The sequence below is a fragment of the Agrobacterium sp. K11 genome (assembly GCF_059429395.1).
In genome coordinates this window covers 244,275-264,128 of the sequence record NZ_JCAHRB010000009.1, presented here as the reverse complement: position 1 = coordinate 264,128, position 19,854 = coordinate 244,275, and the positions used below count along the sequence as shown (strand labels likewise).

At 57.6% G+C, this 19,854-nt stretch carries 17 protein-coding genes; 8 read left to right on the top strand and 9 right to left on the bottom strand.

The window, feature by feature from the left end:
* Positions 1-46: 46 nt before the first annotated feature.
* From AC5SEO_RS17780 to AC5SEO_RS17765, 4 genes are all read left to right on the top strand, one after another.
* The gene (locus AC5SEO_RS17780) at positions 47-1,453 is read left to right on the top strand and encodes a murein hydrolase activator EnvC family protein (protein ID WP_003516466.1); all 1,407 of its coding nucleotides are present in this window, start codon (positions 47-49) and stop codon (positions 1,451-1,453) included.
* Positions 1,443-2,768, top strand: a complete 1,326-nt coding sequence (locus tag AC5SEO_RS17775) for a S41 family peptidase (protein ID WP_003516467.1) — start codon at positions 1,443-1,445, stop codon at positions 2,766-2,768. Before AC5SEO_RS17780 ends, AC5SEO_RS17775 begins: the two co-directional genes overlap by 11 nt.
* Before the next feature lie 63 nt (positions 2,769-2,831).
* Positions 2,832-4,034, top strand: a complete 1,203-nt coding sequence (locus AC5SEO_RS17770; RefSeq protein ID WP_174060552.1) for a divergent polysaccharide deacetylase family protein — start codon at positions 2,832-2,834, stop codon at positions 4,032-4,034.
* A 58-nt stretch (positions 4,035-4,092) separates the two neighbouring features.
* On the top strand, positions 4,093-4,605 hold the full coding sequence (locus AC5SEO_RS17765; protein ID WP_174060551.1) for an RNA pyrophosphohydrolase: 513 nt from the start codon (positions 4,093-4,095) through the stop codon (positions 4,603-4,605).
* 48 nt (positions 4,606-4,653) lie between these two features.
* Here AC5SEO_RS17765 and bfr read toward each other — a convergent pair whose 3' ends face one another.
* The 4 genes from bfr to AC5SEO_RS17745 all read right to left on the bottom strand — a co-directional run bounded on the left by bfr (position 4,654) and on the right by AC5SEO_RS17745 (position 7,710).
* Positions 4,654-5,139: a bacterioferritin gene (bfr, locus tag AC5SEO_RS17760; RefSeq protein WP_003516472.1), complete on the bottom strand. Its 486-nt coding sequence runs from the start codon at positions 5,137-5,139 to the stop codon at positions 4,654-4,656.
* The gene (locus AC5SEO_RS17755) at positions 5,105-5,416 is read right to left on the bottom strand and encodes a (2Fe-2S)-binding protein (protein WP_013636971.1); all 312 of its coding nucleotides are present in this window, start codon (positions 5,414-5,416) and stop codon (positions 5,105-5,107) included. Before AC5SEO_RS17755 ends, bfr begins: the two co-directional genes overlap by 35 nt.
* A gap of 262 nt (positions 5,417-5,678) precedes the next feature.
* Positions 5,679-6,404, bottom strand: a complete 726-nt coding sequence (gene phbB / locus AC5SEO_RS17750) for an acetoacetyl-CoA reductase (protein ID WP_013636970.1) — start codon at positions 6,402-6,404, stop codon at positions 5,679-5,681.
* A gap of 127 nt (positions 6,405-6,531) precedes the next feature.
* On the bottom strand, positions 6,532-7,710 hold the full coding sequence (locus AC5SEO_RS17745) for an acetyl-CoA C-acetyltransferase (RefSeq protein ID WP_038492527.1): 1,179 nt from the start codon (positions 7,708-7,710) through the stop codon (positions 6,532-6,534).
* A 241-nt stretch (positions 7,711-7,951) separates the two neighbouring features.
* Between AC5SEO_RS17745 and phaR the strand changes: the two genes are divergently transcribed.
* Positions 7,952-8,527: a polyhydroxyalkanoate synthesis repressor PhaR gene (phaR, locus tag AC5SEO_RS17740; RefSeq protein ID WP_003516476.1), complete on the top strand. Its 576-nt coding sequence runs from the start codon at positions 7,952-7,954 to the stop codon at positions 8,525-8,527.
* Positions 8,528-8,578: 51 nt separating this feature from the next.
* On the opposite strand, the gene AC5SEO_RS17735 is transcribed toward phaR, so the two are convergent.
* Both AC5SEO_RS17735 and AC5SEO_RS17730 read right to left on the bottom strand, forming a co-directional pair.
* Entirely contained in the window at positions 8,579-9,955 is a 1,377-nt protein-coding gene (locus AC5SEO_RS17735) for an MFS transporter (protein WP_174068681.1), read from the bottom strand.
* Between the two features lie 106 nt (positions 9,956-10,061).
* Positions 10,062-14,822 carry an NAD-glutamate dehydrogenase gene (locus AC5SEO_RS17730; protein ID WP_174068680.1) on the bottom strand — a complete coding sequence of 1,587 codons (4,761 nt, stop codon included), beginning with the start codon at positions 14,820-14,822 and terminating at the stop codon, positions 10,062-10,064.
* Positions 14,823-15,363: 541 nt separating this feature from the next.
* Between AC5SEO_RS17730 and AC5SEO_RS17725 the strand changes: the two genes are divergently transcribed.
* Complete coding sequence (locus AC5SEO_RS17725; protein WP_003492641.1) at positions 15,364-15,933, top strand: CarD family transcriptional regulator; 570 nt, start codon at positions 15,364-15,366, stop codon at positions 15,931-15,933.
* Positions 15,934-15,994: 61 nt separating this feature from the next.
* Here the strand turns inward: AC5SEO_RS17725 and AC5SEO_RS17720 are convergent, their stop codons facing one another.
* On the bottom strand, positions 15,995-16,498 hold the full coding sequence (locus tag AC5SEO_RS17720) for a L,D-transpeptidase family protein (RefSeq protein ID WP_141682324.1): 504 nt from the start codon (positions 16,496-16,498) through the stop codon (positions 15,995-15,997).
* A 286-nt stretch (positions 16,499-16,784) separates the two neighbouring features.
* Here AC5SEO_RS17720 and AC5SEO_RS17715 point away from each other — a divergent pair, with 286 nt between their 5' ends.
* Complete coding sequence (locus AC5SEO_RS17715) at positions 16,785-17,468, top strand: response regulator transcription factor (RefSeq protein ID WP_003492637.1); 684 nt, start codon at positions 16,785-16,787, stop codon at positions 17,466-17,468.
* A 117-nt stretch (positions 17,469-17,585) separates the two neighbouring features.
* Entirely contained in the window at positions 17,586-18,041 is a 456-nt protein-coding gene (locus AC5SEO_RS17710) for a cyclic nucleotide-binding domain-containing protein (protein WP_003516486.1), read from the top strand.
* An 18-nt stretch (positions 18,042-18,059) separates the two neighbouring features.
* Here AC5SEO_RS17710 and AC5SEO_RS17705 read toward each other — a convergent pair whose 3' ends face one another.
* Positions 18,060-18,863 (bottom strand): exodeoxyribonuclease III, encoded by an 804-nt coding sequence (locus AC5SEO_RS17705; protein ID WP_013636964.1) that lies wholly within the window; start codon positions 18,861-18,863, stop codon positions 18,060-18,062.
* A gap of 164 nt (positions 18,864-19,027) precedes the next feature.
* A complete protein-coding gene (locus AC5SEO_RS17700; RefSeq protein ID WP_013636963.1) occupies positions 19,028-19,702 on the bottom strand; it encodes an outer membrane lipoprotein carrier protein LolA in 675 nt (224 codons plus the stop codon).
* Positions 19,703-19,854: the final 152 nt, after the last annotated feature.

Below are 19,854 nucleotides of genomic sequence, written 5' to 3'. Positions count from 1 at the left end.
AATCCCTAGTATCGGCGCTCCTGCTTCGGCATCAAAGAAAGTTCAAATGGACAAGAGGTCTCAACGAAAACGCCACGCTGCCCTTGCGGGCGCGGTTTTCGCTGTCCTTGTCCTGGGGATTTCCCCCGTTGAACGCGCCTTTTCGCGCGATGATGCGGGTGCCGCGCCTGCTGGTGAGGGTGATTCGTCGCCGGAGGCGCTTCAGACGCTGGAAAAGCGCCGTGATCAGAACCGCCAGGATTTGGAAGAGCTGGTCGACAGCATCGGACTTTCGGAAGACAAGACCCGAAATCTCGAGGAAAGCATTGCTTCCCTTAATCAGGATAGCGCCCGTATCCGCGACGAGCTGATAGCGTCGGCTGCGCGCCGCAAGGCACTGGAAACCAAGATCAGCGATGGCGAGGATCGTCTGGCCAAGCTTTCGGTCCGCGAAGATGGCGTCAAGGCATCACTGCGCGAGAGGCGTGGCGTGCTGGCGGAGGTTCTGGCGGCGCTGCAGCGTATGGGCAGAAACCCTCCCCCCGCCCTTCTCGTTTCGCCTGATGATGCGCTGGCTTCGGTGCGCAGCGCCATTCTTCTCGGCGCCGTCGTGCCCGGCATTCGCGGTGAGACCGACAAGCTGGTTTCTGCTCTCAAAGAATTGACCGACGTCAGGCAGGCAATCGCTCGCGAAAAGGACGATCTTACGGGTATGATGACGGCAAGTCTGGAAGAGGAAAAACGCCTCGACCTGCTGCTTGCTGAAAACGACCGCAGAAATTCGCAGACGGCGGCGGCGCTGGAGGTGGAACGCAAGCGATCCGAGGAGCTTGCAAGCAAGGCGACCAGCCTCGAGGGTCTGGTCGGTTCGCTTGAAAGTGAGATCAGTTCGGTGCGGGAAGCTATGGAAAGGGCGCGTGCGGAAGAGCAGCGCGTGGCCCGTCTTTCCGAAGCGGAACGTGAGAAGGAGCGTGCCGCAGCCGAGGCGGGAATGCCCGATAAAAACCGTATTGCGCCCGCATATCCCTTCGCGAGTTTGAAGGCAAAGCTGGACCTGCCGGTGGCTGGAGATGTGTTGCGCCGGTTCGGCGATGCGGATGGTACGGGCCACTTTTCCAAGGGAATTGTCGTCGCGACCGGACCTGAGGCCATCGTGACGGCACCCGCAGACGGCTTTGTTGTATTTGCCGGAGATTTTCGCAGTTACGGCCGAATGATCATCCTCAATACGGGTGACGGATACCATGTGGTCATGACGGGAATGGACAATGTGAGGACACGGCAGGGAATGTTTGTGTTCTCCGGAGAGCCAATCGCCTCCATGGGTGCAAAAAGAGTAGCGAGTGCAGCAGCATTGGCGCTGGAAACCGACCGGCCAACGCTCTACATTGAGTTCAGGAAAGATGGTGTGCCGGTTGATTCCCAACCTTGGTGGACCGCAAAAAATACCGGAAGGGCGCACAATGATTCGTAAGGTTTCGCTTCTCCTTATCGGTGGGCTTATGGGCGCCACGGCGATGAGTGTGATTTATTCGGCGAGCATGCCGGCACAGGCGGCCGGGCCTTCGACCTATAAGGAACTGTCAATCTTTGGCGACGTGTTCGAACGTGTGCGTGCGCAATATGTGACGCCGCCGGATGACGAGAAGCTGGTCGAGAATGCCATCAACGGCATGCTCAGCTCGCTTGATCCGCATTCGAGCTTCATGAATGCCAAGGACGCCAACGACATGCGCACCCAGACCAAGGGTGAGTTCGGCGGTCTCGGCATCGAAGTGACCATGGAAAATGAACTGGTCAAAGTCATCTCGCCGATGGACGACACGCCGGCTTCGCGCGCAGGCATTCTTGCCGGCGACTATATTTCGGAAATCGACGGTACGCCGGTTCGCGGTCTGAAGCTGGAGCAGGCGGTCGAGAAGATGCGCGGCGCGGTCAAGACGCCGATCAAGCTGACGATCATCCGCCAGGGCGCCGACAAACCGCTCGAATTCACCGTCATGCGTGATGTCATTGCCGTACGCGCGGTCAAGTCCCGTGTCGAGGGCGATGTCGGTTATCTCCGCGTCATCTCATTTACCGAGAAGACCTATGACGATCTCGAAAAGGCGATCAAGAAGATCAAGACGGATGTGCCGGCTGACAAGCTGAAGGGCTACGTGCTCGATCTGCGTCTCAACCCCGGTGGTCTGCTCGATCAGGCGATCAATGTTTCCGACGCCTTCCTCCAGCGTGGCGAAGTCGTTTCGACCCGTGGCCGTAACCCGGACGAGACCCGTCGCTTCAATGCAACGGCTGGCGATCTGACCGATGGCAAGCCGGTTATCGTGCTCATCAACGGTGGCTCTGCTTCGGCGTCTGAAATTGTCGCCGGTGCGCTGCAGGATCTGCGTCGCGCGACTGTGGTCGGCACGCGCTCCTTCGGCAAGGGTTCGGTCCAGACGATCATCCCGCTCGGCGAGGCCGGCGCGCTGCGTCTGACCACGGCGCTTTATTACACGCCGTCTGGCAAATCGATCCAGGGCACGGGCATTACGCCTGATATCAAGGTCGAACAGCCGCTGCCGCCTGAATTGCAGGGCCGTGTCACGACCGAGGGTGAATCCAGCCTGACCGGCCATATCAAGGGCCAGAGCGAAACTGACGAAGGTTCGGGTTCTTCCGCTTACGTTCCGCCGGAAGCCAAGGACGATATCCAGCTGAATTATGCGCTGGATCTGTTGCGCGGTGCCAAGACCGATCCGTCGTTCCCGCCGAACCCGGACAAGGCTGTGGTCAACAAGCAGTAAGATGGATGCGCCGGCCAGCCGGCGCATTTTCTCGATTGCCTAACCGTTTGGACGGATCGTTCATTGCCTTCTGACCTGCGAAAACCGCTTCTGGGTCGACAGAAAAAAAGCGCCGGTATCAACCGGCGCTTTTCCGTCATTATGGTTCTGTCCGCGCTTGCAGTTCTGACGATCGGCGGGCTTTCCGTCTATACGGCCCTGTCGCCCGGCAATCTGCAGAAGACGGCTTCCGGGCCGGACACCCAGCCCCAGCTCCCTGAAGATGCTCCGAAAACAGCAGCAGCCGATGATGTGGCGGATCCTAACGACACGGCCGGTCTGAAGGCGGAAAGCGGCCGATCCGGCGCGAATATAAATCGGGCGACGATGCCGGATGGCAATGTGGTATCGGTCTATTCTCCTCGCCCCCGTGACAGCGACGGACCGGTGCTGATGAGCGGCCAGACCTACGGTCAGGATCCGCGCATGGCCACGCGGCCCAATGATGCATTGCTGGAAGAAACCGCATTCGGCAGATTGCCCGTCGTCGGTGCCGATGGTTTGCGGCCGATGGAGCAATATGCCCGGCCGTGGTCCGGCGCACGCGGCACCCGGGTGGCGATCGTGGTCGGTGGTCTCGGCCTCAGCCAGACGGGTTCGCAAAAGGCGATCCGGGAACTGCCGCCGGAGGTGACGCTCGGTTTTGCTGCAAGCGGCAACAGCCTGCAGCGCTGGCTGCAGGAAGCACGCCGTGAGGGGCATGAAATCCTTCTCCAGATACCGCTGGAGCCCTTCGGGTATCCCGGCACCAATCCCGGCCCGGACACGCTGCTGGCGGGCGATCCCGCGAAGGTCAATATCGACCGGCTGCATCGCTCCATGGCGAAAATTACCAATTATACTGGCATCATGAATTATCTCGGCGGGCGTTTCCTTTCCGAGCAGGCGGCGCTGGAGCCAGTCATGCGCGATATCGGCAAGCGCGGGCTGCTTTTTCTGGACGATGCCTCTTCGGCGCAGTCGCTGAGCGGCGGGATTGCCAAAGCCATTTCCGCGCCGCAGGGCTTTGCCGATGTTCTGCTTGACGGTGAAGTCACCGAAGCCACTATCCTGCGCAAGCTGGACGAATTGGAGCGGATCGCGCGACGTAACGGTCAGGCGATCGGCGTTGCCTCGGCTTTTGACGAAAGCATCGCTGCAATCTCGAAGTGGTCGCGGGAGGCGGGCGGCCGCGGTATCGAGATCGTTGGTGTTTCTGCGCTTGTTTCGCAGCAGGCGGGGCAGTAAACCTTCTGCGCGGCCATTCCTTAGCGCCTTTTCGGCGCGCAGACAGTGCGGGTTTCCAATGACAATCAAAGCAGAAGATTTGCCTTACCGTCCCTGTGCGGGGATTATGGTTCTGAACGCCGAAGGCCTTGTCTGGGCCGGCCGGCGCATCAGGGAAGGCAATTCGGAATATGACGGTTCACCGCAATTGTGGCAGATGCCGCAGGGCGGCATCGATGACGGTGAACGGCCTTTGACGGCCGCCATTCGCGAACTTTACGAAGAGACGGGGATGAAAACGGTGACGTTGCTGGCGGAAGCGAGCGACTGGATCCATTATGATCTGCCGTCCGAACTGATCGGCATCGGCCTGAGAGGCAAGTATCGGGGGCAGGCGCAACGCTGGTTTGCCTTCCGTTTCGATGGCGACGAAAGCGAAATCCAGATCGACCCACCTCCAACAGGGCATACGGCTGAATTCGACGCCTGGGACTGGAAGCCGATGGAAAGCCTGCCGGAGCTCATCGTGCCCTTCAAGCGCGCGGTCTACGAGAAAGTGGTTGCGGAATTCCGGCACCTTGCCGGCAAGTAATAAAAAAGGCGGCCACTGGCCGCCTTTTCTTTGGTCGATTGCGAGAGCTTATTCTGCTTCGTTGGCGGAATCGGCGTTGAGTTGGCCGTATTTTTCCGCACCGATCTTGCCGAGCAGTTCGAGCTGGGTCTCAAGGAAGTCGATGTGACCTTCCTCGTCGATCAGCAGTGCTTCGAACAGCTTCATCGAGACATAGTCTCCGGCCTCGGAACAGATGTCGCGCGATTTCTTGTAGGACGTCCGTGCGTCATATTCGCCCGCCAGATCGGCTTCGAGCACTTCCTTGACGTTCTGACCGATGCGCAGGGGAGCCAGGGTCTGGAGGTTGGGATGGCCTTCCAGGAAAATGATACGATCGATGATCTTGTCGGCGTGCTGCATCTCTTCGATGGATTCCGCACGCTCCTTCTTTGCAAGCTTGGTGTAGCCCCAGTCATTCAGAAGTCGGTAGTGAAGCCAATACTGGTTTACCGCACCGAGTTCTAGAAAAAGGGCTTCATTAAGCCGCTCGATGACTCTTGTGTCGCCTTTCAATGTCCGCTCTCCTGTTCTCTTCATGGAATCGCTTCAAGCGGGACATAAAATCAAAAACATCTGCTTCCGTCGAGTGGCGACGGGCGTGATATTCTTCGGTTGTCTGTATGATCAGGTCGACGACAGTTGGGAAACAGCCGCAGCAGCGGCCACGTTTTTCCATGGCATGATACACTTTTGCCGGAACGATAAGCTGCCAACAGTCCTCATCGAGGAGCTCGTTAATGACGTCCCGGATATCGTGGTCGGTGATGTAATTGCAGCTGCAAACCAGCATGATCGACTGCCTGTATGACGCAACACGTTGTTTTCGTTCTTAAACCAAAACAGGACACCCACTGTCAAGAAAAACCTCCGAGGATATCCGAAAGTGAACTCTGGATTCATTCTAAACTATACGAAAACTGTCGTATTTTCATTAGTTTAGCAGTTCCTATATTGCGGTATTTTTCGATCAAGTTTTTGTGCGTGGCGATATTATCAGGGCGGATATCACGAAAAGTTTACCTGCTTCCTTCCCGTTAGAAGGGGTGCCGATCTCAGGCGAAATATTGCCCGCCATTTGCGGTCATCGTGGAGCCGGTTATGAAACCCGCCTCGTCCGACACGAGAAACAGGACGCAGCGCGCGATTTCTTCCGGTTCGCCCAGGCGCCCGACCGGGATTTGCGGCACAATCCGCTCGGCCAGCACTTTCTCCGGTATAGCCCTCACCATCTCCGTGCCGATGTAACCGGGGCAGATGGCGTTGACGGTAATGTTGCGGCTTGCGCCTTCCTGGGCGAGCGCCTTGGTGAAGCCGATATCGCCAGCCTTTGAGGCGGAATAGTTGACTTGGCCAGCCTGGCCCTTCTGGCCATTGATGGAGGAAATATTGACGATGCGACCGAAGCCGCGGTCGCGCATACCCGGCCAGACGGGATGCGTCATGTTGAAGACGCCGGTGAGGTTGGTGTCGATCACCTCGCGCCATTGCTGCGGTGTCATCTTGTGAAACATCGCATCGCGGGTGATGCCGGCATTGTTGACGAGAACCTCGACGGGGCCGAAGGCCTCTTCAACCTGGGCTATGCCTTTCACGCAGGCATCATAGTCTCGCACGTCCCATTGAAACGCGGGGATGCCGGTTTCTTTCTGGAAGGCCTCTGCCCTATCGGTCGTGAAGGCGTAATTGACGGCCACCTGGTAGCCGGCTGCCTGCAAGGCGCGGGCTATTGCTGCGCCTATGCCGCTTGTCCCGCCCGAAATCAACGCAACCCGGCTCATATGGCCTCCATTTCCTGAACTGTTTTAGCCGTGCTCAAGGGCCACAGAAATGCGGCCAATGGGAGACCGCTTCTACCCTATTGGCCGCTGAACCGGAATTGCTTTTTGGAAGGCCGCACGGCGGTTTTCAGAGCGCCTCGATGCACATGGCAACACCCATGCCGCCGCCGATGCAGAGCGTCGCGAGCCCCTTCGATACGTTGCGGCGACGCATCTCGAAAATCAGCGTGTTCAGCACACGGGCGCCGGATGCGCCAATCGGATGGCCGATGGCAATCGCACCGCCATTGACGTTGACGATATCAGGATCAAGACCAAGCTCACGCACGACAGCGCAGGACTGTGCGGCAAAGGCTTCGTTGGCCTCAACGAGGCCGATATCGCCGATCGACCAGCCTGCCTTGGCCAGCGCCTTGCGTGAGGCGGGGATGGGGCCGGTTCCCATGATCTGCGGATCGACACCCGCCGTCGCCCAGGAGGCGATGCGCGCCAGCGGTTTGATACCGCGCTTTGCCGCTTCCTGCTCCGACATCAGAAGTGTGGCAGCCGCGCCATCATTGAGGCCGGAGGCGTTGCCGGCCGTTACCGTGCCCTCCTTGTCGAAGGCGGGGCGCAGCTTTGCCATGGTTTCCAGCGAGACGCCGGTACGGATATGTTCGTCAGCATCGATGATGATATCTGCCTTGCGGCCCTTGACCGAGAAAGCCACGATCTCATCTGCAAAACGGCCGGCGCTCTGCGCGGCTTCGGCCTTGTTTTGCGATGCGACAGCGAACTGGTCCTGTTCATCACGGGAAAGCTGCCATTGCCGGGCGATGTTCTCGGCGGTTATGCCCATGTGGTAGCCGTAAAAGGCATCCGTCAGGCCGTCTTTCAGCATGGTGTCGATCATCTTGAAATCGCCCATCTTCACGCCACCGCGCAAATGGGCGCAATGGGGCGCCATGGACATGGATTCCTGCCCGCCGGCAATGATGATGGCCGCGTCGCCGGTAACGATCTGCTGCATGCCGAGTGCGACAGCGCGCAGGCCGGAACCGCATAGCTGATTGATGCCGAAGGCGGTTGCTTCCTGCGGAATGCCGGCTTTCATTGCCGCCTGCCGCGCCGGGTTCTGCCCTTCGCCTGCCGTCAACACCTGACCAAGGATGACCTCATCGATCTCATGGGCTGCGACACCGGCGCGCTCCAGGACGGCGTTGATGACGGTTGCCCCAAGTTCGTGGGCGGGCGTATTGGCAAAGCCACCATTGAAAGAACCGACGGCAGTGCGCGCAGCGCTGGCAATCACGATTGAAGGCGTCATCTGTTTCTCCTCACTTGCGGGCGGAGACTGGCAAAGCTTTGAATACAAGTCAAATGCCGAAAGTTGCTTTAAAAGATGTTGCTAAATCAAGCCGGAATCTTGCGGAAAATTGCTGCGCAAAAAACAAACTGTTGCGATGCACAAAACATTTGTCACGGGGCTTGTTTTGCGCATACACTTCGCGCGGGAAGAGCAATAACACCAAAAAACAAGAAAATACCATCATCGCGAGGAGGCGGGCATGGCAAAACACGACGGCGAAACAATCATTAAAAAATATGCCAACCGGCGGCTCTACAACACCGGAACCAGCACCTATGTGACGCTGGATGATCTGGCGCAGATGGTTAAACGCGGCGAGGACTTCAAGGTTCAGGACGCCAAATCATCCGAAGACATCACCCATGCGGTTCTGACGCAGATCATTGTTGAACAGGAAGCCAAAACCGGCAATACGCTTTTGCCAACGGCGTTTCTGCGGCAGTTGATCTCCTATTACGGTGACCAGATGCAGATGGTCGTTCCGACATTTCTCGAACATTCGATGAAAACCTTCTCCGATCAGCAGAGCCAGATGCAGGAGCATATGGCCAAGGCGTTCGGTGACGGGTCGCTTGCCCGGAATTTTCAGGCTCCATTGCAAATGATGGAAGAGCAGATCCGCCGCAATACGGAACTGTTCCGGCAGGCAATGCAGGGGTTCACGCCTTTTGCAATGCCGCAGGCGCCCAAGGAAACGCGCAAGCCGAATGCATCCGAAATCGATGAGCTGAAGTCGCAGCTGCGCGCATTGCAGCAAAAACTCGATCAGCTCTGAAGGAGGCTTGAGCATTTCGGGTGAGACCCCTCAAATGCTCTCTCCGGTTCTTCAGTTTGCCGCCCGTTCCGGGACGCGCAGCAACAGAACAAACCCCAACCCCAGAAAAACGATGAGGGTGGCCATGCCAATATGTGCGGAGCCACTGAGGTAGGTTGCTATTGAAAAGGACAGCGTCGCCATGAAGCTGGTGGCGCGGCCCGATAGCGCATAGATGCCGAAATAGCGTCCCGCCTCGGCAATGGTGATGTTGCGCGCCAGATAGGAACGCGACGAGGCCTGAACGGGACCGAAGGCGAGGCCAATCAATATGCCATAGAGCAGATAGGCCTTTTCCGCGCCGGTCGCGAAGATGCCGCCATTATCCGCTGTCGGCAATTGGATCCAGCCAAACAGTGTCGAGGCCTTTTCTGTCGAGACGATGCCGACCGTCGCGATGAGCAGAAGAATCAAGCTGATAAGGATGGTGATCCGCGAGCCAAGTTTCTGATCGACGCGCCCGGCCGCAAAGCAACCCACGATGGCGACGACGTTGAGCAGGATGCCGAAGAGGCCGATTTCCATCGTCGCCCAGCCGAACATTCCCGCCGCAAATACCCCACCCAGAATGAGCACGCCGTTGACGCCGTCCTGATAAAGCATACGTGCAATCAGGAACCGCAACAGGACGGGTCTGTCTCGAAGTTCGCGCAGGGTTGTCTTGAGCTCCGCAAGGCCAGAGCGGATCGCCGCTCCGAAGGGTAGGCCCCTGTCCGCATCCGGGGTCAGCAGAAACATCGGCAGAATGAAGAGCAAATACCAGATTGCGGCTATCGGGCCGGTTATTCTGGCGTCCTCGCCGGTTGCGGGATCGAGACCGAAAAGCGGCTTGATACCGGCGATAGTCAGTCCTGTCTGTGGATTTGCGGCCAGAAGCGTCACCACGGCAATCAGCACCACCATGCCGCCGAGATAACCGAGCCCCCAGGCGAGATTGGAAATGCGTCCGACATTCTGCGGATTGGTCAGTCGCGGCATCATGGAATCGTTGAAGACGATCGAAAACTCCGCCGCGATGGATGCGAATATCATGCAGACGATGGGCAGGATGATCGGCGAACCCGGTGCTGCAAACCAGAGGAATAAAAGACTGACGATCTTGATGGCGGCAAAAAAGGCGATCCACGGCTTTCTTGCGCCGGATTGGTCGGCAATGGAGCCGAGAATGGGGGAGAAGAGGGCGATGATGATCGAGGAGACCGTCGCCATGTTGCTCCATGTCGCCTGCGCCGAAATAGGGTCATCGGTGAGGCGGGCGACAAAGTAGGGTCCGAAAACGAAGGTCGTAACGACCGTGAAAAAGGGCTGTGCCGCCCAATCGAACATGACCCAGCCCCAGATGCCGCGTTTGGCAACCACTGTTTCCGCATTTGGGGAGGGGACAGTCATTCATCGTCCTATCGGATATGGGGGATAAAATGCGTGATGCCGGCGCAAACGCTTCATTTATGGCCATCCGGGCCAGTCACCCGGATGGCGTTTGTCGAATGGTCGATCAGCGCGTCTGAACGATATCACCAAGCAGCCCCGCCGCAACTGTCAGGCGGGCGAGGTTGGTGTCGCCGCTTTCGCTCAGTGCACCGAGTTCCGAGACGATGCGGTTGACGCGCACGCGGTCGGCCGCATACCAGGCCTGAACCGGGTCCTTTTCCTTCGAATACTCGGTGAGGGCCGAGATGACGATCCGGCGTCTCGACAAGGCGATCTGGTCCTGGCTGCGCAGAAGAGCCAGGCTCTCGTAGTGATCGGCCGGCGTGATGCGCTGGCTGGCATCCAGCAGCCGCGCGACACGGAAGGTCGAGGAGACCGTGGCGTAGCTTTCGGCGGCGCGGGCAAGCGTCGTGCCCGCATTTTCGGCGATACGCATGATCTCTGGCACATAGACCAGCAGGGAAAGCGTATCCAGCTCTTCCAGAAGGCCAGAGGGAACACTGTCGATTTCGGTGACGCCAAGCTCGCGGCGATATTTCGCCGCTGCCGGCGATAGCGTCTTGATGGCAGTTTTCAGGCGCTCGATTTCGGTTGCCATGTCGCTCGTTCCTGCGCCCACGCTCCCGGTTTGCAGATAAAGCCTGCTTGCATCGGAGTAGATGCGGGTGATCTTGGCATAAAGTCCGTTCTGGACTTCTCCGCCGATCTTTCCGTCGAGCGCGTCGACCTCGCTCCAAAGACGTTTGAGGCCGAAACCATCCTCCACGATCACCGCTGCCTTGACGACATCGGCCGACAGGAGGCCGCTCGCATCGGCGAGTTTCTGCACGAAGCCAGGGCCGCCGCGGTTTACCACGGCATTGGCGAGCGCTGTCGCAACGATTTCGCGGTGCAGGCGATGCGCCTTGATATCGTCTGCATAGTTCTTCTGCATCTTGGCCGGGAAATAGTCTGCGAGCAGATGCTGGAGATAGGGTTCGTCGGGCAGCGGGCTTGCCACCAGAGCGTCGAACAGCGTCAGCTTGGCATAGGAAAGCAGCACGCCGATTTCCGGCCGGGTCAGCGGCTTGCCGGTGGCATATCTTTCGCTGAGCTCGGCATTGCTCGGCAAGGTTTCGACCTTGCGGTTCAGTTGGCCGGTTGCCTCCAGCGCGCTCATCAGGCGGCCGAGTTCTTCCCGGTTTGCAAGCCCAAGCCGCTCCGTCAGCGAGATTGCCAGCGATTGAAGGTAGTTGTTGCGCAGCACCAGCTGCGCCACTTCCGGCGTCATGGACGCAAGAAGCTGGTTGCGCTTCGGCATCGTCAGGCGACCGCTATTGACCGCGGAGGCGAGGGCGATCTTGATATTGACCTCGACGTCGGAGGAGTTCACGCCGGCCGAGTTGTCGATGGCGTCGGAATTGCAACGCCCACCCGCCAGCGCATAGGCGATACGGCCCTTCTGGGTAATGCCGAGATTGGCGCCTTCGCCGATGACCTTGGCGCGCAGCTCGGTGGCGTTGACGCGGATGGGGTCGTTCGCCCTGTCACCCACCTCGGCGTTGGTTTCCACCGCCGCCTTGATATAGGTGCCGATGCCGCCGAACCACAGAAGATCGGTTGGCGCCTTCAGAATGGCGGTCATGATCTCGAAGGGTGTGGCAACGGATTTGTCGATGCCGATGGCAGCGACAGCTTCCGGCGTCAGCGTCACCGATTTTTCGGAACGCGAGATGATCATTGCGCCTTTTGAGAGCGTTGAACGGTCGTAATCCTGCCAGCTTGAGCGTGGCAATTCGAAAAGCCGCTTGCGCTCAGCGAAGGATTTGTCGGTATCGGGATCCGGATCGATGAAGATATCGCGATGATCGAAGGCTGCGATCAGCCTGATCTTTTCCGACAGCAACATGCCGTTGCCGAAAACGTCGCCGGACATGTCGCCGACACCTGCCACTGTGAAGGGCGTGGTCTGGATGTCGGTGTCCATTTCGCGGAAATGACGCTTTACCGTTTCCCAGGCACCGCGCGCGGTGATGCCCATCTTCTTGTGGTCGTAACCGGCGGAACCACCCGATGCGAAGGCATCGTCCAGCCAGAAGCCGGCGTCGTGGGCGAGGCCGTTTGCCGTATCGGAGAATGTCGCGGTCCCCTTATCGGCGGCGACGACGAAATAGGGATCGTCACCATCAAGCCGCAACGTATCGGCCGGCGGTACGACGGCGTCGTCGACGATATTGTCGGTGATGGACAGAAGAGTGCGGATATAGGTCTTGTAGGCTTCACGGCCTGCATTGAAGACCTCGTCGCGAGAGCCGCCAACAGGCAGGTTCTTCGGGAAAAAGCCGCCCTTGGCGCCAACGGGAACGATCACCGCATTCTTGACCTGCTGCGCCTTGACGAGACCGAGCACTTCCGTGCGGTAATCCTGGCCGCGATCCGACCAGCGCAGACCGCCGCGCGCCACTTTGCCAAAGCGCAGATGCACGCCTTCTACTTCGGTTCCGTAGACGAAGATTTCGCGGAAAGGACGTGGATCGGGCAGGCCGTCCAGATGTTTGGGATCGAACTTGAACGCCAACAGGTCACGCGGCGTGCCATCGGTGTTTTTCTGGAAGTAGTTGGTACGAAGCGTGGCGTCGATGGCATTGACATAACGCCGCAAGGTGCGGTCTTCATCGAGATTGGGAACACCGCTCAATGCCGCTTCGATCGTCTTGTGCATCTCTGCCAGTTTCTTCAGCCGCTTCTTCTCGTCGATGGACGGATCGAAGCCAGCCTTGAACAGCGCGAAAATATTCCGTGAAATGGCCGGATATTTAAAGAGCGTTTCGGAAATATGCTCCTGGGAATAAACGATTCCGGTCTGGCGCAGATAACGGGCATAGGCGCGCAGGACGGACACTTCGCGCACGGTGAGGCCGCAGGCGAGGATCAGCCGGTTGAAGTTGTCATTATCGACCTTGCCCGAGAAGGCAGCAAGGAATGCTTCTTCGAGTTTCTGTCCGTATTGCGGCAGATCCAGCGTCACGCCCTTGGCGACGGCGAGTTCCATATCATGCAGCACGATATCGCGCTTTTCGCCATCCGAGATGACACCGATGTCGAAGGTGCGCTCACTGATGACGTTGAAACCGAGGTTTTCCAGCAGCGGCACACGGCGCGACAGTGGCAGATGGCCATCCCTATGGAAGATCTTCAGCGACAGCGTCTCAGCTGACTGGCCTTCCTGCTGGTAAAATTCGATGCGGACCGGCTCACCCTTCACGGTGGCCAGAATATCCGCCATGTCGCCAATCGCCTCTTCCGGCGTGAAGGCTTCCTGGTAGGCCTGATCCACCTCCAGCACCGGTGCACCCGGTTCGGAAAGGGCAACGAAATGGTCTATCCAGCGTGCTGCGATATCGCTGACGGCATCCTCCAGCTTGTCCTGCGCGATACGCGGCGTCTTGCCTTCCGTGCGGCCGACGATGAAATGGACGCGGGCGACAGCGCCTTCGGGGAAGGCCGGGTAATATGCGGAAATATGCCCGTCATAGACCTTGCTCAGATAGTCGCCGATCTTCTCGCGCACATAGGAATTGTATTCCTCGCGCGGCACGAAGATGATGGCCGAGACGAAGCGGTCGAAACGGTCGATACGTGCGAGGACGCGCACGCGTGGGCGGTCGCTCAGTTCCATGATTTGCTCGATGAAGCGGATCAGAAGATCCGTTTCGATCTGGAAGAGATCGTCGCGCGGATAGGCTTCCAGCGTGTTCTGCAGAATGCGGCCGGAGTGGCTGTTCGGATCAAAACCGAAATGCCGCTCGACATCCGCAATTTTGGCACGCAGCAGCGGGATGTGCTTTACCGAACGCGTATAGGCGGTGGCGGTGAAAAGGCCGACGATGCGCAATTCACCGATGACATTGCCATCCTCGTCGAAGCGCTTGATGCCGATATAATCCATATAAGCGCGGCGATGCACGATGGACTTCACATTTGCCTTGGTGACGATGAGGAAATCCGGACCGTCGAGGAAGGCGAGGATTTCAGGCGTCGTCGTCACGGCGTCCTTGCCAAGGCGCAGCACGCGCACATCCGGATCGCTCAAACTGCCGAGGCCGATGCCGTCACCGCGCTCGATTTTCGCGTTCTTTCCCTTTCCGGAATAGGTGTAATCGCGCATGCCGAGGAAGGTGAAATTGTCGTTTCGAAGCCAGTTGAGAAACTCGACGGCTTCCGCGCGCTCGGTCTTGCGCCGCGAGGAGCCGCGTTTTGACAATTCGTCTAGGGCTTCGTCGAGTTTCGACAGCATGGGCCGCCAGTCTCTGTAGGCGGACTGAACCTGCGCCAGCACGAAACGCAATCTTTCTTCCAGCGCCGTTGCGGCCTGCTGGGTCAGTGGGGCGATGTGCAGCTGGATGAGGCTGATATTCCCGGCGGGATCGTCATCAGGCTCCGCAAGGCGATAACCCGCCTGCGCCGTTGCATCCGGCACCAGAATGGGGTGGACCGCGAGATAGAGGCCGCGATAGCTGCTTGTGACCTCACCCATGACGGAATCGTAGAGGAAGGGCATATTGCGGCCGATAATCGTCAGAACCGTTACCGGAATATCTCGCGGGGTGACGCCCTCCACCTGGGCGATGCTGATATGGGGCGCGTCTCCAGTCCAGCGCGAAAGAGCCTCGAAACTGTGCGCCGCGCTTGCGGCCAGCATTTCGGCGGAATAATATTCTATGTCGTCGGCGCTTGCTCTTCCATAGAGTATACCCGGATCAAGAAATGGCGCGTTTTCGGCAATTGCCTGCTGTCGTGCTTTTTCGATCTGTTTTTCGCGTTTTGGATTATTTCTGTAGCCCATTTGATGTGGATTCCTCCAAAAATCACACTTTAACGTAAAAAAGCACCGTCAATTTGCGGATTTTGCCTTTTCATTCGAATCGGATATTGGCGTGTAATTACGAAGAGTTTAAGAGGCTTTCGTGTTTCTTCAGTTGGGAAGTGAAATTTTTTTGCTTCTTATACGGTAGGGACCGGTTACGAAGCATTTGACAGTATTCCGGTAGCCCATTTATAGGTGGTTCTTTGGCCGCCATGTGATGTTGCGGCCACGGTCGAAGCAAATTATTGATTTGTGCCTATTTTTGTGGTACACCAACGATACTGATCCACAGCGTGGCATTTGTGTGCCCAAAAACACCACGAAAGCAACACCTCTTTTGCACGCGGTTTCCGTGACATATCGAGCGTTTACGTTATCGAAGCCCGCAATGCGGGAAGGTGTGTTTTTGCGTGCACGGCTGGACCAGTGCGGAGTCACCTGACGGTTCCCCCGTCTCATCAGGGCCTGACCGACCCAACCCCGGCGTTGCCGGGTATGTAACAGGGAGTTTTTAGAACGAATGACGACCCAGCAGAAGAAATCTCCAGCACATCACGGTTTCAAAACCGGTGAAGCGATTGTGTATCCCGCTCATGGTGTCGGTACCATTTCTGCCATCGAGGAACAAGAAGTTGCCGGCATGAAGCTTGAGCTTTTTGTCATCGATTTCGAAAAAGACAAGATGCGTCTTAAAGTTCCCGTCGCTAAAGCCGTGAGCATCGGCATGCGCAAGCTTTCCGAAGGCGATTTTGTCGAGCGGGCGCTGAAAGTGGTGCAGGGCAAGGCGCGTGTGAAGCGTACCATGTGGTCGCGCCGCGCCCAGGAATATGATGCGAAAATCAATTCCGGCGATCTTATCGCGATTGCTGAAGTTGTGCGCGATCTTTACCGTGCGGAAAACCAGCCGGAGCAGTCCTATTCCGAGCGTCAGCTTTACGAAGCTGCTCTTGATCGCATGGCGCGCGAAATTGCTGCTGTCAACAAGATGTCTGAAACCGAGGCTGTTCGCCTGGTGGAAGTCAACCTTGCCAAGGGTCCGAAGCGCGGCAAGGCCGTCGAAGAGGACGATTCTCAGGAAGAAGCCGCGTAATCACCGGCTTTCTCCTTTTTTAAAAAACCCGCCAAGAATGGCGGGTTTTTTTGTGCCTGATCTACACGATGCGAATTTTCGTACCCTTGCGCATATAAGGCAGAATGCGCCTCATGTCGCGGGGATGGAGAGCGACGCAGCCGGCGGTCGGCTCATATCCCGGGCGGATCATATGCATGAAGATTGCCGAACCGCGGTTCCGACTTCTCGACGTGATGTTCCAATCGAGCACGAGGCAAACGTCATAAAGGCCGTCCTTTCGCATCATCTCCTCGTGGCTCAGTGCGAAAGGGGACTTGACCAACCTGTTGTAACTGGCGCTGCGTGGCTCGTCGCACCAAAGCATGGATTGCTGCGTCCGTTGCATCGGCAATGTCGTGGCGATGGCGGGGGTTCGGTCGCCGCGATAAAATCCGTGCAGCAGGCGCGTGACGGAAATCGGTGACTTTCCATCTCCCTCGCGTTTGAGCACGGTACGGCCGTTGCGCCCGATCGCTGCGGGAAAGGTGAGATGCCCGAGCTGAACGATGGCCCGGCTTATTTTCAAAGGCGCCGGCCGAACCATGAGCGTCGATGCGCGTTTATGTTGCTTTACGGGCTGTCTGCTCATGTTTTTCACGAGATTTTGCTTTGCAGGTTATCTAACGTGAAGTCATAGCACTTCGTAATATCATGGCAATGGGTTGACCTTTTATCGGCAAACCGCTGAATTGGCTGACAATTAGAGCGCCGTGCCTTATTTCGGAGGCACAATGGATGCTCTAACTCTTTTAAACTACGCATTGCGCCTTCCGAAAATCAACGGCGATTTTTGGGCCGATGCGCTAAAGTAAGAAAGGCTGAGAATCCGAATGACGGCTCGCACTATCCTTTTGGTGGACGACGACGACGATCTTCGGGAGACGCTGACTGAGCAACTATCTCCCTATGAGGAATTCTCGCTTCTGAGCGGCGCAAACGCTGCGCAGGCGATGCAGACCGCAAAGACTGCCCAGGTCGATCTTCTGATCATGGATGTCGGCCTCCCTGACATGGATGGCCGAGAGGCGGTGAAGCTGCTGCGCAAGGGTGGCTTCAAGGCACCGATCATCATGCTGACCGGCCACGATACCGATTCCGACACTATTCTCGGTCTCGAAGCGGGCGCCAATGATTATGTGACGAAGCCATTCCGCTTCGCCGTCCTTCTGGCCCGCATCCGGGCGCAGCTGCGTCAATACGAGCAGAGCGAGGATGCGGTTTTCACCGTTGGCCCCTATCAGTTCAAACCCAGCCAGAAGCTGCTGACGACGGAAGACGGCAAAAAAATCCGGCTGACGGAAAAGGAAGCGGCGATCATCCGTTATCTGTACCGCGCCGGGAGCGCCGTCGTCACCCGCGACGTCTTGCTGGAAGAGGTCTGGGGTTACAATTCCGGAGTGACGACGCATACGCTCGAAACGCATGTGTATCGTCTGCGCCAGAAGATCGAGCGAGACCCCTCCAATGCCGAAATTCTGGTGACCGAGAACGGCGGATACAAGATCGTTCCCTGAACGAACGCCCTTTCTGCGTCCGAGAGGACGCAGAATATTCTAACATCTTGTATTTTGAAGGCCGATATCCGAAAACCGCTATAGTGGTGCAGGCGGTTTTCTGGAGTAGCAATCGACATGGCCTTGACGGATGACATCATGCTTCTGGGGCAAGTGCCGTTGTTTGCCGGCTTCAGCGACGATCAGTTGCGGCTGATCGCCTTCGGCGCGGAACGCCGCCGCGTGGCGGCGGGTCAGACTTTGTTCCGGGAACATTCCCCGGCCGAGTGCGCCTTTGCGGTGACGTCAGGCCATTTCGAGCTATTTACGGCCGGGCGGGATGGAAAACCCGCGTTGCAGGCGACACCGGGCAAGGGGGCGCTGCTTTCGGAGCTGGCGCTTTTCACGCTCTGTGAGAGAAAATTTACCGCCATTGCCGCGGAGGATTCCGAGGTCATCCGGATAACGCGCATTCTCTTTCACCGGCTTGTGGAGGAGTTTCCGGAGGTTGCCGATATCGTGTCGGCACGCATTCGCGATAACATCGCCGCACTCGCGGCGGGCGCGGCCCGTTTGCAGAACCGCTTCTCCTGATTTTAAAGAGCCAGCGCTTCAGAAACGGAAATGGGCCGTAACCGGAACGTGGTCGGATGGCCGGTTCCAGCCGCGTGCTTCGCGCAAGATATCGATCTTTTCAAGCGAAGGGCCGAGATCCTGCGACGACCAGATATGGTCAAGACGGCGGCCACGGTCTGCAGCTTCCCAATCCTTGGCGCGGTAGCTCCACCAGGTATAAATCTTTTCACTATCAGGCACGTTCAGCCGCATCAGGTCGAGCCAGTTGCCCTTCTTCATGATATCGAGCATGCCGTCGGTTTCCACCGGCGTATGGCTGACGATCTTCAGCAGTTGCTTGTGCGACCAGACGTCATTTTCAAGCGGCGCGATGTTGAGATCGCCCACGAGAATGGACGAGGTGCCGGGCACGCCGTCGGCGCGAAGCGCCTTCATCTCTTCGATGAAATCCAGCTTGTGGCCGAATTTCGGGTTTATCGACCGGTCGGGTTCGTCACCGCCAGCCGGAACATAAAAGTTATGCAGCCGTATGCGGCGCGATCCAACCTGAAAAATCGCGGAAATATGTCGTGCATCGCCTATACCGCAATAGTCCTGACGGTGATCTTCTGTCAGCGGAATTTTCGAAGCGATTGCCACACCGTGATAGCCCTTCTGGCCATGGATGATGACGTGCTCGTAACCGAGCGCCTTCAGCGGCTTCATCGGAAACTCGCCATTCGGGCATTTCGTTTCCTGCAGGCAGAGAATGTCGGGTTTGTAACGCACCAGAAACTGCTCCACGATCGGCATTCTGAGCCTGACCGAGTTGATGTTCCAGGTGGTTATCGAAAACGACATGCATGTGCTCCGCTTCTATAGCCTCGAAGCCGATTGTTTCGAGACATGTTTCCGGGGCGCAGGCTTATAACATCGCGATGAAAACGGGAATGCATTTTAGCGGCAAAATGAAAAAGGCGACCGCAGGGCCGCCTTTTGAACTGTCGCCGTGGACCGCCCGGCCTTTAGCCGCGTTTGCGGACTTCTTCGTAGTTGATGTTGAAAACGCGTTCGTCGAGGTTAACGCCCGTCTGCACGTTGAAGATCATGACAGTCGTGTCCTTGTTCTGGGCATCGGTCGTCGTCCATTGCCTCAGATCGAAGGTTTTCGGGTCAAACATCAGGGTAATGGTGGAATCGCCGAACACGCTCTTGTCACCCAGTACGATGGTGGTCAGGTCCGACTCTTCCTTCACGTTCCGGACCTTCTGGTTGCTCAGATCGATCTTGTCGGACAAAAGCAGGCTTAGCGGGGTCTTTGACAGTGGATACAAATCCCATGTCTTCAGCTTCATGTTGCCGATGACGACATTCTTGCCGTCGGAGATGACCCGCATGGGCGAGGGGTCTTCATAATTGAATCGAAGCTTGCCGGGCCGTTCGATGTAAAATTTGCCGCCGGTCTGTTCACCGCGCGGACCAAACTGGACAAACTCTCCCATCATGGTTTTGACCGACGAGAAGTGATTGGCAATTTTCTGCGCGGTCGCGCTGTTACCGGCAGCCTGAGCAAATGCGTTGAGCGGCGACAGGCCGGCCATGACCGCAGCCATGGAAAACGCCGTCAGCACGCCACGTCGCGTCACGCCGTTCTCTGGTGTGTTTGCGGTGGCAATCTCGCCGGTGGTGAGGTCGTTCATTCTGTTCTCCTTCATCGCAGCGATTTTCCGCATAAAGGCGGCGGCTTCATGACGTTGAAAGCGTGTATTAACGCTTCTTCGCCCCGCTTGGTTGCCGTCTTCGCCTCACGCATGTCGTTATCCCGAAACCACTACAGCCTTTTGGGCGACGT